This is a genomic window from Phyllobacterium sp. 1468, from assembly GCF_031455525.1.
Lineage (GTDB): Bacteria > Pseudomonadota > Alphaproteobacteria > Rhizobiales > Rhizobiaceae > Phyllobacterium.
Map to the genome: position 1 here is coordinate 90,324 of NZ_JAVDSX010000001.1, position 16,119 is coordinate 106,442.

A 16,119-nucleotide genomic window follows, 5' to 3' on the forward strand; every position below is an offset into this window, starting at 1 on the left:
TTTCCTTTGTTAAATCACATCGGCTTGCGAACCGCATAGACAGTGACCGGCAGAGCAGAACGCCAGGTATCAAAACCACCGAGAGGTTGCGCATACGAAAGAGCAAGCTTTGTAAGTTCGCCGCCATGGGCGGAGCGCCAGCCAACGATTGCCATTTCACTCTGAATGGTCACAGCATTGGCAACCAGGCGCCCACCTGGCTTCAGACCCTTCCAGCACGCCTCCATTACCCCCTCATCGGTGACGCCGCCACCGATGAAGACGGCATCAGGTTCGGGGAGCTCTCGCAAAGCCACCGGTGCTTCACCGCGCACAATCTGCAGGTCGGGTACACCCAGCGCCCGGCTGTTGTGCAGGATCAAATCTTGCCGCTTGTCATTGGCTTCAATTGCCAAGGTCCGGCACGAACTGTGCGCGCGCATCCACTCAATGCCGATCGAGCCGCAACCTGCCCCAACATCCCATAGAAGTTCGCCCGGGAGCGGCGCAAGATGCGCCAAGGTAACGGCGCGGATGTCCCGTTTGGTCAATTGTCCGTCATGTTCGAACGCTTCGTCGGGCAGACCGGCAATCGTAGGATAAGACCGGACTGGCCGGATCGCTTTACCGCAATCCACAGCAAGCACATTGAGATCGGCACAGCGATGATGGCTCCAGGCATTTGCAGTCCCGACAATTCGCCGCTCCACCGCGCCGGCCAGATGCTCGAGCACGGTTAATTGCGCTGAGCCGAACCCGGTTTCGCTCAACATCCGCGCAACCTGTAGAGGTGTGCCGCCATCATTGCTGAGGATCAGCAACCGTGCTCCAGGCGCGAACGCCTTGAACAGAGTCTCAATTGGCCTGCCATGAACACTCAGCAGTTGTGTGTCCTGTATCGGCCAGCCCATAGCGGCGGCGGCAAGCGAGAATGATGAAGGAGCTGGAATTATTCGCAGCTCATCGGCCGCAAAATAGCGCGTCAAAGTCGCGCCTATGCCGAAATGCATCGGATCGCCGCTGGCCAACACCGCGACAGGCTGGCCGCGAGAGGCAAGGAGCATGGGGTAAGCATCTGAGAATGGGCTAGGCCATGCAACGCGTTCAGCAGCCAGTCCTTCGGGCAACAGATCCAGATGGCGTTTACCGCCGAAAATCTTTCCGGCACGTGCCAGGGCATCATGGGCATTGTGACCGAGACCACCATATCCATCTTCACCAATACCGATAATCGTCAGCCATCTCATCATCATAGATTCCATTGCATTGCAGTGACCATGCTTGCCCCAAACCGCTTGATGGGTCAACGAAGCGGGTGTTACGAGAAAGGTTGGCACGCCCCGAGGCATCCTGTAAAACCGACAACGCCATGAGCCATCTGACAACCACCTTCCAGCGATCAACCGTCGAGGCGCGGCGCTCTGCCTGCCCAGGGTTGTTCCGCATGACAAAGGCTCTAGACGGCGGTATCTGCCGTTTGAAACTAACCTTTGGCGATCTGAGCTCAGTTCAGGCGCGCTGCGTCGCCGATGCAGCACAGCGCTGTGGCAACGGCACGATCGAAATCACCAATCGTGCCAATCTGCAAATTCGCGGTGTGGGGCCGGAAATGGAAGAATCGCTGATAACGTCTTTGCTGGAAGCAGGACTCGGACCATTGAGCGATCGAGGCGATGACGTTCGCAATGTTATGATCAGTCCGTTTGCTGGATTTGACCAGACGCTGCCGGACGTGCGGCCTTTCGCGTTGAGCGTGCTGACAATCGTGCAGACGAATCTGCTCTACCAGACTCTTTCGCCTAAGTTTTCCATTCTCATCGATGGAGGCGAAAGCGTTGCGATGGTTGATCACCCCCATGATCTTTGGCTCAGTCCTATCGATCTGGAAAGCAGTGCGCCCCGCTTCGCGTTCGGCGTTGCAGGCGTGCCCCCCACAAAAGCCGATGCTCAGCCTGCCCTCGGTAGTGTTCCGTCCGGGCAAGCATTTGGTCTCATCACCGGCATTCTCGATATCTTCATCGGATGGTGCCGTGGACATCCGGAAGCTTCGCGCCTGCGACATATGATAAGCGAGATGGGTACGGAATACCTCGTAGAACAGCTCGAACTGCGCTTAGGGGTTCCACTGCGAAGCGAGCAGATTGCAAATTGGCGCAGAGCCCCTGCCCGCGAAAATGGTCATCTTGGCCTCTCGGTCGATTTGAACAGCTCACATTGTTTCGTGGGCGCCATGCCTCCACTTGGCCGCCTTGATCCGAGCCTTTTGCACTCGCTTGCAGAACTTGCCGACCAATATGCCAACGGAAAATTGCGTATGACACCGTGGCAAAGCGTTCTCTTGCCGCAAATTTCTGTGGGCGACGCAAAAGCTACGCTCGCTGCGCTCCAAGCACTCCGACTTGGCACCAATCCTAAAAATGCTCTTGCGATGATGATCAGCTGTTCGGGGTCGGCGGGATGCGGTTCGGCCCTGGCAGCGACCCAGTCAGACGGGCTGAAGCTTGCGTCACTTTTGCAGGATAGCCCGGCAGTTCCGCAAATCCATATGAGCGGCTGCAGCAAATCCTGTGCGTCGCCCTCGGCAAAACCCATAACGCTCGTGGCAACGGCGGCCGGACGTTACGACATCTTTCTGTGCACGACCAATGGACCGTCGCGTTTTGGCAAGCTATTGGCTGCCAATGTCACTATCGACGAAGCTGCCGAATTGATCGGTGAGAATTCCGGCTCTGGGGGGCCACTATATGCTTGACTATATCCGCGACGGTCAGGCGATCTATGATCGCTCGTTCGCTATCATTCGTGCTGAAGCCGATTTGAAGGGCATCCCAGCTGATCTGGAAAAATTGGCCGTGCGCGTCGCCCATGCGTGCGGCATGGTCGACGTGATCCAGGATCTGGCGTTTTCCGAGGGTGCTGCAACGGCTGGCCGCAACGCATTGCTGAGCGGCGCGCCGATCTTGTGCGACGCTCGTATGGTTGCGGAGGGTGTCACGCGGTCACGTCTACCGGCCGGAAATCAGGTCATGTGCATGCTAGGAGACCCCTCGGTCGCCAAATTGGCACGCGACATGGGCAACACCCGCTCTGCCGCGGCGTTGGAACTATGGCGCCCGCACCTTAAAGGTGCAGTTGTCGCCTTCGGTAATGCGCCCACCGCCCTGTTTCGATTACTCGAAATGATCGATGAAGGCGCTCCAAAACCGGCGCTGATTATCGGCTTTCCAGTCGGCTTTGTGGGCGCGATGGAATCCAAGGCGGCCCTTGCCGAGGACAGCCGCGGAATTCCCTATGTCGTCGTGCATGGCCGCCGAGGCGGCAGTGCCATGGCTGCGGCAGCGATCAATGCCCTCGCTTCGGAGAAAGAGTAATGCAAAAGCCCGGGCGGCTTTTTGGACTGGGCGTTGGCCCCGGCGATCCTGAACTCATTACATTGAAGGCGTTGCGTCTGCTCAAGTCTGCCCCCGTCGTCGCGTATCACGCAGCCAAAGGCAAGAAGGGTAACGCCTTGGCCATCGTCGAGCGCTATCTTGATGATGGGCAACTCCTCGTCCCGCTGATTTATCCAGTCACGACCGAGGTACTACCGGCGCATATGAACTACGACGCCATCGTCAGTGATTTTTACGGCGAGATAACTGCGCTTTTGCGCACTCATCTGGACGCGGGAACTGATGTCGCGGTTATCGCCGAGGGGGATCCATTCTTCTACGGATCCTTCATGTACATTCACGATCGACTGGCTGAATACTACGAAACCGAAGTCGTGCCCGGTGTCTGCTCGATCCTGGGCGGGGCCGCCGTGCTTGGTGCACCTCTGGTTTATCGTAACCAGACGCTTACCGTTCTCTCCGGCGTGCTTTCTGCACAGGATTTGAAAACCCGACTAGCCACCACTGAAGCTGCGGCGATCATGAAGCTTGGTAAAAACCTCGCGAAAGTGCGTGGTGTAATCGACGATCTTGGCCTTCTCGATCGGGCGCTTTATGTCGAAAGGGCAACGATGGAGGCACAACGGATCGTTCCATTGGCGGAGGTCGATCCCGAATCCTCGCCCTATTTCTCATTGATTCTCGTTCCGGGAGAGAAATGGGCGGGTAGCTCCGAATGATATACCCGATAGCCATAGTGGCCCTGTCGGCGCTCGGCATGAAAACGGCATCGCGAATGAAAGCGAGCATGCCGGGAGTAACTATCTACGGGTTGGAAGCCCGTATTGAAGGCGCCGATATCTCCTACGCGAACTTCGGCGAAACAGTCCGCCAGCTCTATCGGAACGGTCATGCAGTCATCGCTCTCTGCGCCGCCGGCATTACTATCCGCTCCCTCGCCCCGGTTCTTGGTGACAAGGGAGCCGAGCCACCCGTTCTGGCGGTCGCTGATGATGGCAGCGCTGTTGTTCCCCTCCTGGGTGGTACAACGGGCGTGAACGTTCTTGCCCGGCAGATAGCAGCTATTCTCGAGGTCTCACCTGCAATCACGACATCGGGCGAGCTCCGGTTCGGCACTTGTCTGCTCAACCCTCCGCCAGGCTTTGAATTGAAAAACCCCGAGGATGCCAAAGTATTCATTGCCGACTTACTTGGGGGCAAGACGGTTAAGATAGAGGGGGACGCACCTTGGCTTGAGGACGCTAACCTTCCGCTGGATGACAACGCGGAATTACGCATTCTGGTTACGTCTTCGGATGTTGCACCCCAAAAAGGCGATCTGGTTTTTCAACGCAAGCTGACGGATTCCAAGAGCGGTATCTCCCCCAAATCTATTCAACCCGACCATAAGCCTGGGCGGCTTGCGGTGGTCGGTCTCGGGCCAGGGAACCCCGATTTCATGATTCCGGCGGTCAAACGGGAATTGAACAACGCCGACGATGTGCTTGGCTATGAGACCTACGTCCGGATGGCAGGACCTTTCCGCTCAGACCAGACCCTGCATATGACCGACAATCGCGAGGAAATGCAGCGCGCGCGGCACGCTTTCGAGCTTGCCGCAACGGGCCGCTCTGTCGTGATGGTTTCTTCCGGTGATCCCGGTGTTTTCGCCATGGCTGCTGCAGTGGTCGAGGCATTGCACGAATCTGCGGACGCCTCCTGGCACCTTGTGAAGCTGGAAATCCTGCCCGGGGTTTCTGCCGCGCTGGCAGCAGCCAGTCGCAGTGGAGCACCACTCGGTCATGATTTCTGTGTTCTTTCGCTTTCCGACAATCTAAAGCCATGGGAGATCATTGAAAAACGCATCTCATTGGCGGCCGAAGCAGACCTTGCAATGGCTTTCTACAATCCGATCTCAAAACATCGTCCCTGGCAATTGCCACGCGCCATCGATATCCTGCGCAAGTACCGGGGTGGTGATACCCCTATCGTCCTTGGACGAGATATCGGCCGTCCTGCGGAAATGTTGCGTGTCCTCACGCTTGCCGAGCTAACCCCCGATCAGGTGGATATGCGAACGGTAATGATTGTCGGATCGTCGCTCACGCGCAGTTTTGAGCGCAGGGACGGCGGCAAATGGGTCTATACGCCCCGCTGGTATGGCACCAAGCCCGAAGGTTGAACAGAAAGTCCATGCCGGAAAAAGGACTGAGCGCTTCGCTTTTGTATCGACGCATTTCGACGCTGCTCACTATGATCCTGCAAGATTAGATCGCCTGCACCCGGAGTTATCATGCCAGACAAAAATTATGTCCTTACCCTTTCCTGTGAAGATCGACCGGGTATCGTTGCGTCGGTAACGACGGAGCTGGCCGGCATGGACGCGAATATAGCCGAGAGCAATCAGTTCTGGGACAGACAGACAAATCGCTTCTTCATGCGCATCGCTTTCACTGCCGCCGAAGGCACAACCAAGGATGATGTCGAACGCGCTTTAAAACCCGCAATTCAGCGTTTCGACATGAAAACCACGCTTGTTGACCAATCGAAAAAGCCCAAGATCATCATCATGGTATCCAAGTTCGACCATGCGCTGTTGCATCTGTTCTACCAGATCAAGGTTGGCTGGCTTGATGCCGATGTTGCTGCGATCGTTTCCAATCATGAGGACAGCCGCCGTTTTGCCGAACACGAGAGCATTCCTTATCACGTACTGCCGGTCTCCAAGGACAACAAGATCGAGCAGGAAGAGGCGCTGCTCAAGATCGTCAAGGACACCGGCGCTGACCTTGTTGTTCTAGCCCGCTACATGCAGGTCTTGTCGGACAATTTGTCGAAACGATTGTTCGGCAAAGTCATCAATATCCACCATTCCTTCCTGCCTAGCTTCAAGGGTGCCAAACCCTATCACCAAGCTTTCGAACGCGGCGTGAAGCTTATCGGCGCGACAGCGCATTATGTGACGCCCGACCTCGATGAGGGTCCCATTATCGAGCAGGAGACCGAACGTGTTACTCACGCCATGAGTGCGGAAGATTTCGTTGCCACTGGCCGCGACATCGAAAGCCGCGTGCTGGCGCGGGCAGTCAAGAAGCATCTCGAATCGCGCGTCATGCTCAACGGTCACAAGACGGTTGTATTCGGATAGCCGCCTTCGGCTTCACTTGGTGGAAAAGTAGTTGTCCAGATTGGAAACGACACGGTCGGCCATCGCCTTGCGCGTTTCGACCGTGGCACTCCCCATATGCGGCTGCAGCACCACATTATTGAGTGCAAACAGGGCTTCGGGGACGTTCGGTTCGTCCACGAACACGTCGAGGCCGGCGCGCCCAAGTTCTCCCGACTGCAACAGCTCGACCAGGGCGGTTTCATCGACGACGGTGCCGCGTGCGACATTGATAAAGGTTCCCTCGGGGCCAAGCGCCTGCAGGACCTCGCGCGAAATAACGCCTTTCGTTGCATCCCCGCCGGGCAAGATCGCGATCAAGCCAGAGCATCTGCGGGCCATTTCTACCAAATTATCGAAGTGCTCGTATGAGACGTCGCGCTTTTTGTTGCGCGTGTGATAGACGACCTCGCAACCAAAAGCGGTCAATTTTTTTGCAATGACGCTGCCAATCCGACCGAGACCGACCAGTCCGATCTTCTTGCCTTCTATCCCGAGCGCCAGCGGTGGTGTTTCCCCTCTTGCCCAACGTCCCTCCCGAACGAAACGATCATTTGCGACGATGTCGCGGGTAGCAGCCAATAGAAGTGTGATCGCCATATTCGCCGTGTCTTCATTAAGAACGTCCGGGGTATTGGCAATCTTTATGCCTTTGGTCGCCGCGTAAGCAATATCCAGCGAATCGGTGCCGACACCGAACGATGAAACAATCTCGAGTGCAGGCAACAAATCGATCATATCCGCCTTGAGGCCAGTGAACGTACTCGTGACTGCCGCGCGAAAGCGGTCTGCATTTTGCTGCAAAAAGCCTAGAGCATCTTTTTCCTCATAGAGCTTTTCAACTGCATATCGCTTCTCCAACTCCTCCGTTAAGTAGGGCATGAGAGGGCCAAGCAAGAGAAGAGGTCGTTTTTCCATCAAATTGCATCCTGTCGAGTGCTTCCAGATCGAGTTAAGACAATAGCTACACTCGGGTGTCAAAGACAAACCATTTGCTTATGAAGCACGCCTTTATCTGTAATCATCCTGTGAGTTGGCGCTTGCCTTTTGAGACGCATTGGTGTGAAAACCATCGCACAATTGCTGCGGGACAGAATATGATAAAGACAGTTGAAATCGCCGATCTGAAAGAAATCGCAAGGCGGCGCGTACCGAAAATGTTCTTCGACTACGCCGATTCCGGTGCATGGACGGAAAGTACCTATCGGGCGAACGAAGAGGATTTCGGCAAGATCCAGCTGCGCCAGCGTGTTGCGGTCGACATGACGGACCGTACCCTTGAAAGCACGATGGTCGGCCAGAAAGTTTCCATGCCTGTCGCTCTCGCACCAACCGGCTTGACTGGTATGCAGCATGCAAATGGCGAGATGCTGGCGGCCCAAGCGGCCGAAGAATTCGGCGTTCCGTTCACGCTCTCAACAATGAGTATCTGTTCGATCGAGGATGTCGCATCGGTTACAACCAAGCCTTTCTGGTTCCAACTCTATGTCATGCGCGACCGCGACTTTATCTATAATTTGATCGACCGTGCCAAAGCTGCCAAGTGCTCGGCTTTGGTCCTGACGCTCGATCTTCAGATTCTGGGTCAGCGCCACAAGGATTTGCGCAACGGTCTATCCGCACCCCCCAAATTTACACCGAAACACATCTGGCAAATGGCAACTCGTCCACAATGGTGTATGGAGATGCTCAGGACCAAGCGCCGTACATTCGGCAATATCGTCGGCCACGCGAAAGGCGTGGGCGATTTGTCCTCGCTGTCAGTCTGGACAACGGAGCAGTTTGATCCACGCCTCTCCTGGAGCGACGTCACCTGGATAAAAGAACGGTGGGGCGGCAAACTTATCATCAAAGGCATTCTCGATGTCGAAGATGCGAAGATGGCGGCGGCGACTGGTGCCGATGCGATCATCGTATCCAATCATGGTGGCCGCCAGCTTGATGGGGCGCCATCGTCCATATCCGTTCTTGCAGATATCGTCGACGCCGTGGGGGACAAGATTGAAGTGCACTTCGACGGCGGCATCAGATCTGGACAGGACGTGTTGAAGGCGCTCGCCATCGGAGCAAAGGGCACATATATCGGTCGAGCCTTTCTTTATGGTCTGGGTGCCGGCGGAAAAAAAGGCGTCACCGAGGCATTGGAGATCATTCGCAAGGAGCTCGATATTACGATGGCCCTTTGCGGCGAGCGCGACGTCACGGTTCTCGACCGAAACAATCTCTACAAGAGCGGCCTCGAAACAAAACCCCGAATGGCCGAAGTGAAGAAGAAGCGCGCCCGAACAGCCAGCGCGTGAAGGCTAGAAAACGCTCTTGAAGAAACCAAGACCGGACAGCTGCTTCGAGTCTTCGAACTTTACGGAGACATCTGAGGTAAGGTTGTCCAGCCTTCCAGCCGTTATGGCCTCAAGCATCGTCTTGTAAGCGCGAGAACCCTTGAAATATTGCCCGCCTTCTATGGCCTTTTTAACAAAGTCTTCTGTTTCACTGAAGAATTTGAAATGCAGCAGTGAGCCGTAGATCGGAGAAAAGTTGCGGTGAAATGGCCAAGGCTTATGGATGCTGATGGTAAACGCGATATCGTGTTCCACGTAGAGCAGCGGGTATTTCATCAATTCGTCGTAGTGCTCGGGGTAGTTCAACAATCTTTCTCTCGGCCCTCCCATCATCGACATGGCCGAGTTCGTGCGGAATAGGCGATAACCTCGCCGATCGAAAGTATCGGCGACCTCCCAAGGCATCACGTTCGAGGATCCATCGAAAACCGCCGACTTGAGCGAGGCTGATGGATAGCAATCGATCATCGGTGCCGGGCAGTGCAGCACTCCCTTTGACTGTAGTCCCGCAATTAGCTCAGGTAACTTTCTTGTCTCGCACTCATCATAAATAAAATACTCGTCGCAATCGACATTCATGTACCAGCGCTTGGTCCCATAAATCCGGACCAGAGCCTCACGCCAAAGGTTGCCGCCGTTTGCCTGGCGATATCGGATATTCGAACCAAAAAGATCGACGTCATTTTCGTCGAGCAGTTTTTCTCGCGTGCCATCGGTCGACTGGTCGTCCACGCACAAAAAACGCGTTATTCCCAATTTGCGGTAATGTGCGAGGAATGACGGCAGAAACTGGATGCTGTTATGCGTCAGAAAGATGAGTGGTATGTCTTTGGACCCAAGCGGCCGAGTGTCGTCTTTCCTGAGAGAGAATATTTCAACCGGGTCATGACGCTTTTGTACATTGAAGTTACGCCAACGCGTGAGCAATGACCGGCTTCGGCTGCTTGGGAACGCGGCTGGACTGTCAGGACGGTATGGAAAGGGAATTTCCGGTCTTGAAAACAAGAAAGTTTGGTGTCGTTTCAACAGGTGGTTCCGCCTTGAACGAGAGTCAGTTCTTTGATGAGCATGACCCTAGGAGGCCGACCGATTAAACTTGCGCGTGTGGAAGGTCAAGTGCGGCCCGATGAGCACCGGCGCCCAGCCTTACCGAGGTGAAGGCCGAAATGTGCGCCGCAATTTGGCGGCAATAAGGGGTTTTTCTTTTCCACATTTGGTTTAAAACCCTACCCTGACTCTCAGAATATAAAGCGAGGCATTATGCAAAATGAACTTGATATCTACGTGGGATGGGATTCACGCGAACCGATCGCCTATGAGGTCGCCAAGAGCACTGTATTGAAACATGCAACCATCCCCGTTCGAGTAATTCCGATCAAGTTGGAAGAGCTCGTGGAAAAAGGCGCGTATACGCGTGATGTTGATCCTCTCGCCTCGACTGAATTCACCTATTCTCGCTTCTTTACACCCTGGCTTGCAGACTATAAGGGTTGGGCTCTCTTCTGCGATTGTGACTTCTTGTTTTTCGGTGACGTAGCAAAATTGCTCGCATACCGGGATGAAACGAAAGCAGTGGTCTGCGTCAAGCATGACTATACGCCGAAGGCAGGCACGAAGATGGACGGCAAAGTCCAGATCAGCTATCCGCGCAAAAACTGGTCTTCGTTCATGCTGTTCAATTGTGATCACCCTTCGACCCGCCAACTCACCCCGGAAGTTATCAATCGGGAAAGCGGTGCCTATCTGCACAGGATGCAATGGGCGCAAGACGACGAAATCGGCGAGATCCCGGTTGAATGGAACTGGCTGGAAGGCTGGAACGAAAAGCCGGCGAACGGCTATCCAAACGCCGTCCACTTCACCAATGGCGGACCTTGGTTCAAGGATTGGCAAAATGTAGATTACGCCGACGAGTGGCGCGCGGCCGCCAGCGCTGTCGATCCGAATTGGAAACCGATTTGAATCTCCGATAGTCCGGATTTGCAGATAATAAACCGCGCTGCCTTTAACGACACGCGGTTTACCCCCTCAAGCGCGAAACGATGCGCCCGTATCTAACGCATAGAATCTGCTGAAAGTCTCGTCTGTCCATAGTGGAAGGCCGGAGTTTTTAGCGACCTCTTGGTCAGCAGTGTAGAGCGGATATCCTCGATCGATAAGCACCTGTAGTATCTGCTTGTCCGTACCTGCGTGCAGACGTTTTAGATTGGCATCGTTATAAATGTGTCCTGACGAATCGGGATTGATTCCACTGATGATGATAGCTTTGGCTCCGCTCAGAATGGCATAAAAAACCGCCGTAATCCCATTCGAGAACTTCATATCATCATCGATTTCGACGTTGAGCCTCCCCATCACCGCCTCGTACATTGCCATACGCTTGAAGCGGTCGATCATCTTCACGTCGTCATAACGGTAGTTGAACGCGGCGAGCCCTTTTTTTAGCAGGTCCAAGCTTTTAGGCCAGCGTACGACGTAAAGGAGCCGTGTATGTTTTCCGTCAAGCACTTTGCGAACGTGCAACGCGTTGGTGGTTTGTCCCTCGACCTGATTAAACTGCATGAAGGTCGCATCTGGAGCGTCAACGCCCCACTTGTCCAAAATGCTTTGCGAACCATTGATTGTTATCACGTGAAATTGTGTGCCGAAGCCGGCTGGAACCGTTGAAACGGGTGCCGACCCGACGACCACGACTGGTCCCGTGAATTCAACCGGATGCGTTGGCGCCCGGGGTCGCAAAATCCTGTAAAGAACAGACCGACGCATCTTGGTCAGGATCTCAAACCGAGGCAACCTCATGAAGCCGGCCTTTCACAATGCGGTTTGAACATCCTCGCGCATAAGGGTTATGATATGCGGATATACTGGTACGCCCAAGGGGAATCGAACCCCTGTTTGCGCCGTGAGAGGGCGCCGTCCTGACCGCTAGACGATGGGCGCGTCGCAGGTAGCTATGAGGGGGTATAATCAAGCGTGTGGCAAAGTGCAATAATGATTTCTCATCAACTTCCAACTGATCCCTCGCCCAATCAATTGCCGGCGGCCTCCGAAATTCGTGCCACCACGCGTTTGGTTGCAATATCGTAGAGAAGGATTTGCCGGGTTCCGTCGGCCAATCTCGTTTCCAAAGAAAGAGTGTTGTTGGCGAGATTGTGGGAAAGTATCCGCGTCCCCGGATCGAGTGTTATCGCCTCACCGGTCATCGCCGTGCCGAGTGGTTGTCCAGGAATCTCGGACCGAACCGGCGTAGCCACTTCAGGAACCGGCTGGCTAATCTTGTAGACAATGGCCGCCAGCACCGCCATAAGACCGATCACCATGATACCGATGGAAACAGCCAATAACCGGATCATCTTGCGCCGGACCCGTTCCATTGCCGGATCAAGGGGCTGTTCGTCCCCATCGGTGTCCGGGTTCATGTTGTCCATATATACTGTTCTCCGAGGTTCAAACCAAGCCTCCTGTAACGAAGGGACCGAGGTTTTGAAAGAGCTAATTACCGATACTGATTCAAGCGGCAAGAGACTGGATGCCTGGCTTTCGGCGCAGCTGACGCCAGATCTTTCGCGCAATCGCATTCAATCACTCATCAACGGCGGTCAAGTTAGTATCGACGGCAGACCCATCCGCGAAACCAAACACAAGCTGCGCGAGGGTCTCCGCGTTACGATCGAAATTCCGGCGCCTGAAGATGCGGCTCCCAAGGGCGAAGATATCGCACTCGATATCCTCTACGAGGACACCGACCTCATCGTCATCAACAAACCTGCCGGCCTTGTCGTCCATCCCGGCAATGGCAATTGGACCGGGACCTTGGTCAATGCGTTGATCCATCATTGTGGCAATACACTGTCCGGCATCGGCGGTGTCAGGCGGCCCGGCATCGTACATCGCCTCGACAAGGAAACCAGCGGCATCATGGTTGTCGCCAAGAACGATCTTGCTCATCGTCATCTCAGCGCTCAATTCGCTGATCACGGACGGTCAAATGATCTCGAACGCGCATATCTCGCCATCGTCTGGGGAACACCTGATCGGACAACCGGCACGATCGATGCTCCTCTCGGCAGATCACATCGCGATCGCACCAAGCAAGCTGTTGTCCATGAAGAACGCGAAGACGCCCGTCATGCGGTTACGCATTTCGAGGTCAAGGAGCGATATGCCGCGAAGGACGATGCCACCGCTCTCGCATCGCTCGTTGAGTGTCGCCTGGAGACCGGCAGAACACATCAGATCCGTGTACACATGGCTCATACGGGACACCCGCTAGTAGGCGATCTGGAGTATGGCAGTTCTTACAAGACCAAGGCCAACAAGCTCGACGAGCCCTTGCAAAGCATCGTCAAGGGCTTCATCCGGCAGGCACTGCATGCCAGGCTTCTTGCTTTCGAGCACCCGTCGACCGCCGAGCTTCTGCGGTTTGAAGCACCAGTACCCCAGGACATGGCAGAATTGATCAAAGCTTTTCGAGAAAGAACATGATATAGTTGACGCGAGGAACCTTTGGCGAGGTTCGCAGTTGGTTTAGCGAAGCCAAAACCTGACCCTATTGTTCACATTTATGTGACAGATTGTTTCGCTGCTTAATGCACCGTGTTTTTGACAAAATGATACCTATATATTGATAGCGCTAATCCGCCCACGCCAAGCTATTGGGTGGGCGGTTAATGCGGACCCGCCGATAATGGGGGTCTATTCCAAAATGAGGAGGGGTGCTCAGTGGCCCAAAATCTTCCAAGTATCTTAGGTGGTGACGGTGGATTGACCCGTTACCTAGAAGAAATTCGTCGCTTTCCAATGCTCGAACCGCAGGAAGAGTATATGCTTGCCAAGCGGTATCTTGAGCATGCCGATCCGAAAGCGGCGCACAAGCTTGTCACAAGCCATTTACGTCTCGTTGCCAAAATTGCGATGGGTTATCGTGGCTATGGTCTGCCGATCGGCGAAGTTATATCCGAAGGAAACGTAGGTCTGATGCAGGCTGTAAAACGCTTCGAACCGGAACGCGGCTTCCGTCTTGCCACATATGCAATGTGGTGGATCAAGGCTTCGATCCAGGAATACGTCTTGCGTTCGTGGAGCCTGGTCAAAATGGGCACGACCGCAAACCAGAAGCGTCTTTTCTTTAACCTTCGTAAGGTGAAGAGCAAGATTCAAGCGCTCGACGATGGCGATCTGAATCCTGAACAGGTCAAGGAAATTGCCACACGTCTCAGTGTTTCCGAAGAAGAAGTCGTTTCGATGAACCGCCGCCTGTCTGGCGACGCATCGTTGAATGCGCCAATTCGTTCTTCCGATGGTGAAGCCGGTGGTGATTGGCAGGATTGGCTTGTCGATGACCATGATAGCGCTGAAACGATGCTGATCGAGCAGGACGAGTTAGAAAATCGCCGCGAGATGCTCACGGGGGCGATGTCGTCACTAAATGACCGCGAACGTCGCATCTTTCAGGCACGGCGCCTTGCCGATGATCCTGTAACTCTGGAGGATCTTTCGACGGAGTTCGGCATCAGCCGCGAACGTGTTCGCCAGATCGAAGTTCGCGCATTTGAAAAAGTGCAGGACGCCGTCAAGGCAGCAGCTATCAGGCAGCAGAAAGCACTCGTTTCGACGGGTTCTGACGCGCGCTGAACTGGTTTGCCGGTAAAAAAAGGCCGCCTCTGCGGCCTTTTTTGCGACTGCTTAGCCTCCGGCCTTCGCGGCCCAGGACTTTAAAACCTCATCAAACGCTTTCTCCCCGGGTAAGCCCTTCTCAAGGGTAATCAGGGCGCGCCTACCCGTCTTATAGGCGATGGGTATGTCGATCCACGATTGGCGCCGTATCAGTGACATGTTGGTGTCGACAGCTGTCTTTGCGTCGTTCATGGCAATGATGAAAAAATTATCGGCGATCTTGGCCGGAATAGCGACAAGCGGACTTCCCGGAGCCTGCTCGGTGTCCTTGAAGGTCATGCGTGAGACGTTATCGATCGATCCCCCTGGAAAGCCCTCCGGCACAGTAAAGATCATCTCGACCAGATGGCTGGCAGGAAGGGACTTATCCCCATTGCGCCGTATGATCATGCGCAAATTGATGCCTCGGTCGGGAATAGTGACATCAGCCTTTATGGCAGGCTCTGGTGGAAGGTCATTGCCAGGAGATTCTTGAACAACGGACCAGACTACACCGCCTGCATCGGCAGTCCCGGCATCCTGCCCGGAGCGCTCTTCATAGAAGAAGGCTTTCTGGCCGATAGGCAGAGCGGCAGGCGGTGTTGTTTGGCCAGCGGCTTGCTGCTGACCCTGCGTCTTCGGCGCCTGTGCCGGCTGATCCGGCGTCGACGCGGCTACGGACGTACCCTCCCCCAATGAAGGAGTGTCATTCGCAGGGCCGGGATTAATCTCCTGGCCGTCCGGGAGGAGACGTTGAGTAAGCTTTGGTTCAGGCTTTGGCTCCCCGGTCTCGGCCTTGGGTGATGGACCAGGCGTGGGCTGAGCCGGCTTGGCCGGCGATGCAGGAGTGGCTGGCTCGTTCGTCGCGGTCTTGGCCGGCGTCGTATCCCTGTTCGTCAGATTGGCCAGATAGGTTTTTAAGGCAGTCGCCTCTTGAGCAATTCGGTCGCGATAGTTCCACCCCGCATAACCGGCGCCAGCTATGATCAGTAGCAACGCTGCTATGCCAAGCAGAGGCACCAGCGAACGTCTCTGCGCCGGTCGTTTAAGGGGACCGCGCGAATAGACGCCATAATCGCCTGAAGAGCGATCCTGGGTGGCTGTGGTCAGATCATCATCCTGCTCTTCCGGACCGCGTCCTGAATCCACAGACGACCTGGTTACCGGAAAGGCATCATGATTGTCTTTCTCGGCCCGTATTGACCGGCCCGTATCGTGGCTTGACAGAAAGTCTTCCAGTGCATCCGGCTGGGCTTCGACTTTGGTAAAGGAGGGCGCTGGAGATTTGGTCGAAGCAGCGGGCGCCAAAGTTGCCGATGCCGGTACTGATACTGGTGTTGGAATGGGTGGAGGCGACGAAACCGGAGCGGGCTCGGGTATGATATCCTCGACTGCAGGCGCAAAATCGGACTCGACCTCGGCAATGGCGTCTTCAAGCGCCTTTATCTGACGTGTGCTCACGGCCTCTGGAGCATTCAGCGTTGCGAGCTTCTGCTCAATCGTTGCACGAGCTTTCGCATACACACGCTGCCGTAGCGCTGGCGTTGGGTCTGCCAGCCCGTCAATTGTCTTTCTCAATACCGCAACGAAATCTGCCATTCACCCAAAC

At 55.1% G+C, this 16,119-nt stretch carries 15 protein-coding genes and 1 tRNA gene; 9 read left to right on the plus strand and 7 right to left on the minus strand.

The annotated features are described in order from the left end of the window. Positions 1-14: 14 nt before the first annotated feature. Entirely contained in the window at positions 15-1,229 is a 1,215-nt protein-coding gene (gene cbiE, locus J2X72_RS00485) for a precorrin-6y C5,15-methyltransferase (decarboxylating) subunit CbiE (RefSeq protein WP_310067290.1), read from the minus strand. 119 nt (positions 1,230-1,348) lie between these two features. On the opposite strand from cbiE, the gene cobG reads away from it, so the two are divergent. The 5 genes from cobG (at position 1,349) to purU (ending at position 6,498) form a co-directional block, all read left to right on the plus strand. After that, the gene (gene cobG / locus J2X72_RS00490; protein WP_310067293.1) at positions 1,349-2,731 is read left to right on the plus strand and encodes a precorrin-3B synthase; all 1,383 of its coding nucleotides are present in this window, start codon (positions 1,349-1,351) and stop codon (positions 2,729-2,731) included. Beyond that, complete coding sequence (locus tag J2X72_RS00495) at positions 2,724-3,350, plus strand: precorrin-8X methylmutase (protein WP_310067295.1); 627 nt, start codon at positions 2,724-2,726, stop codon at positions 3,348-3,350. The genes cobG and J2X72_RS00495 overlap by 8 nt, the downstream gene beginning before the upstream one ends. After that, positions 3,350-4,090 (plus strand): precorrin-2 C(20)-methyltransferase, encoded by a 741-nt coding sequence (locus J2X72_RS00500; protein ID WP_310067297.1) that lies wholly within the window; start codon positions 3,350-3,352, stop codon positions 4,088-4,090. Before J2X72_RS00495 ends, J2X72_RS00500 begins: the two co-directional genes overlap by 1 nt. Then, a complete protein-coding gene (gene cobJ, locus J2X72_RS00505; protein ID WP_405044625.1) occupies positions 4,087-5,532 on the plus strand; it encodes a precorrin-3B C(17)-methyltransferase in 1,446 nt (481 codons plus the stop codon). Before J2X72_RS00500 ends, cobJ begins: the two co-directional genes overlap by 4 nt. Before the next feature lie 111 nt (positions 5,533-5,643). Next, on the plus strand, positions 5,644-6,498 hold the full coding sequence (gene purU / locus J2X72_RS00510; protein ID WP_209999356.1) for a formyltetrahydrofolate deformylase: 855 nt from the start codon (positions 5,644-5,646) through the stop codon (positions 6,496-6,498). 12 nt (positions 6,499-6,510) lie between these two features. Here purU and J2X72_RS00515 read toward each other — a convergent pair whose 3' ends face one another. Further along, entirely contained in the window at positions 6,511-7,434 is a 924-nt protein-coding gene (locus J2X72_RS00515; protein ID WP_310067300.1) for a 2-hydroxyacid dehydrogenase, read from the minus strand. 179 nt (positions 7,435-7,613) lie between these two features. On the opposite strand from J2X72_RS00515, the gene J2X72_RS00520 reads away from it, so the two are divergent. Then, positions 7,614-8,816 (plus strand): alpha-hydroxy acid oxidase, encoded by a 1,203-nt coding sequence (locus J2X72_RS00520; RefSeq protein WP_209999353.1) that lies wholly within the window; start codon positions 7,614-7,616, stop codon positions 8,814-8,816. A 3-nt stretch (positions 8,817-8,819) separates the two neighbouring features. Here J2X72_RS00520 and J2X72_RS00525 read toward each other — a convergent pair whose 3' ends face one another. Then, positions 8,820-9,881, minus strand: a complete 1,062-nt coding sequence (locus J2X72_RS00525) for a glycosyltransferase family 2 protein (protein ID WP_310067305.1) — start codon at positions 9,879-9,881, stop codon at positions 8,820-8,822. A 234-nt stretch (positions 9,882-10,115) separates the two neighbouring features. Here J2X72_RS00525 and J2X72_RS00530 point away from each other — a divergent pair, with 234 nt between their 5' ends. Continuing rightward, positions 10,116-10,817, plus strand: a complete 702-nt coding sequence (locus J2X72_RS00530) for a glycosyltransferase (RefSeq protein WP_310067308.1) — start codon at positions 10,116-10,118, stop codon at positions 10,815-10,817. A 66-nt stretch (positions 10,818-10,883) separates the two neighbouring features. Here J2X72_RS00530 and J2X72_RS00535 read toward each other — a convergent pair whose 3' ends face one another. The 3 genes from J2X72_RS00535 to J2X72_RS00545 form a co-directional block, all read right to left on the minus strand. Next, positions 10,884-11,654: a membrane-anchored protein gene (locus J2X72_RS00535; RefSeq protein WP_405044626.1), complete on the minus strand. Its 771-nt coding sequence runs from the start codon at positions 11,652-11,654 to the stop codon at positions 10,884-10,886. A 66-nt stretch (positions 11,655-11,720) separates the two neighbouring features. Beyond that, positions 11,721-11,795: transfer RNA gene (locus tag J2X72_RS00540), tRNA-Glu, on the minus strand. An 89-nt stretch (positions 11,796-11,884) separates the two neighbouring features. Beyond that, a complete protein-coding gene (locus J2X72_RS00545; RefSeq protein WP_209999342.1) occupies positions 11,885-12,283 on the minus strand; it encodes a fimbrial protein in 399 nt (132 codons plus the stop codon). A 55-nt stretch (positions 12,284-12,338) separates the two neighbouring features. On the opposite strand from J2X72_RS00545, the gene J2X72_RS00550 reads away from it, so the two are divergent. Together J2X72_RS00550 and rpoH are read left to right on the plus strand one after the other, a co-directional pair. Then, positions 12,339-13,340, plus strand: a complete 1,002-nt coding sequence (locus J2X72_RS00550; RefSeq protein WP_310067315.1) for an RluA family pseudouridine synthase — start codon at positions 12,339-12,341, stop codon at positions 13,338-13,340. Between the two features lie 237 nt (positions 13,341-13,577). Continuing rightward, positions 13,578-14,489, plus strand: coding sequence for an RNA polymerase sigma factor RpoH (gene rpoH / locus J2X72_RS00555; RefSeq protein ID WP_209999339.1), 912 nt, complete (start codon positions 13,578-13,580; stop codon positions 14,487-14,489). Positions 14,490-14,540: 51 nt separating this feature from the next. Here rpoH and J2X72_RS00560 read toward each other — a convergent pair whose 3' ends face one another. Then, positions 14,541-16,109, minus strand: a complete 1,569-nt coding sequence (locus tag J2X72_RS00560; protein WP_310067318.1) for a transcriptional regulator — start codon at positions 16,107-16,109, stop codon at positions 14,541-14,543. Positions 16,110-16,119: the final 10 nt, after the last annotated feature.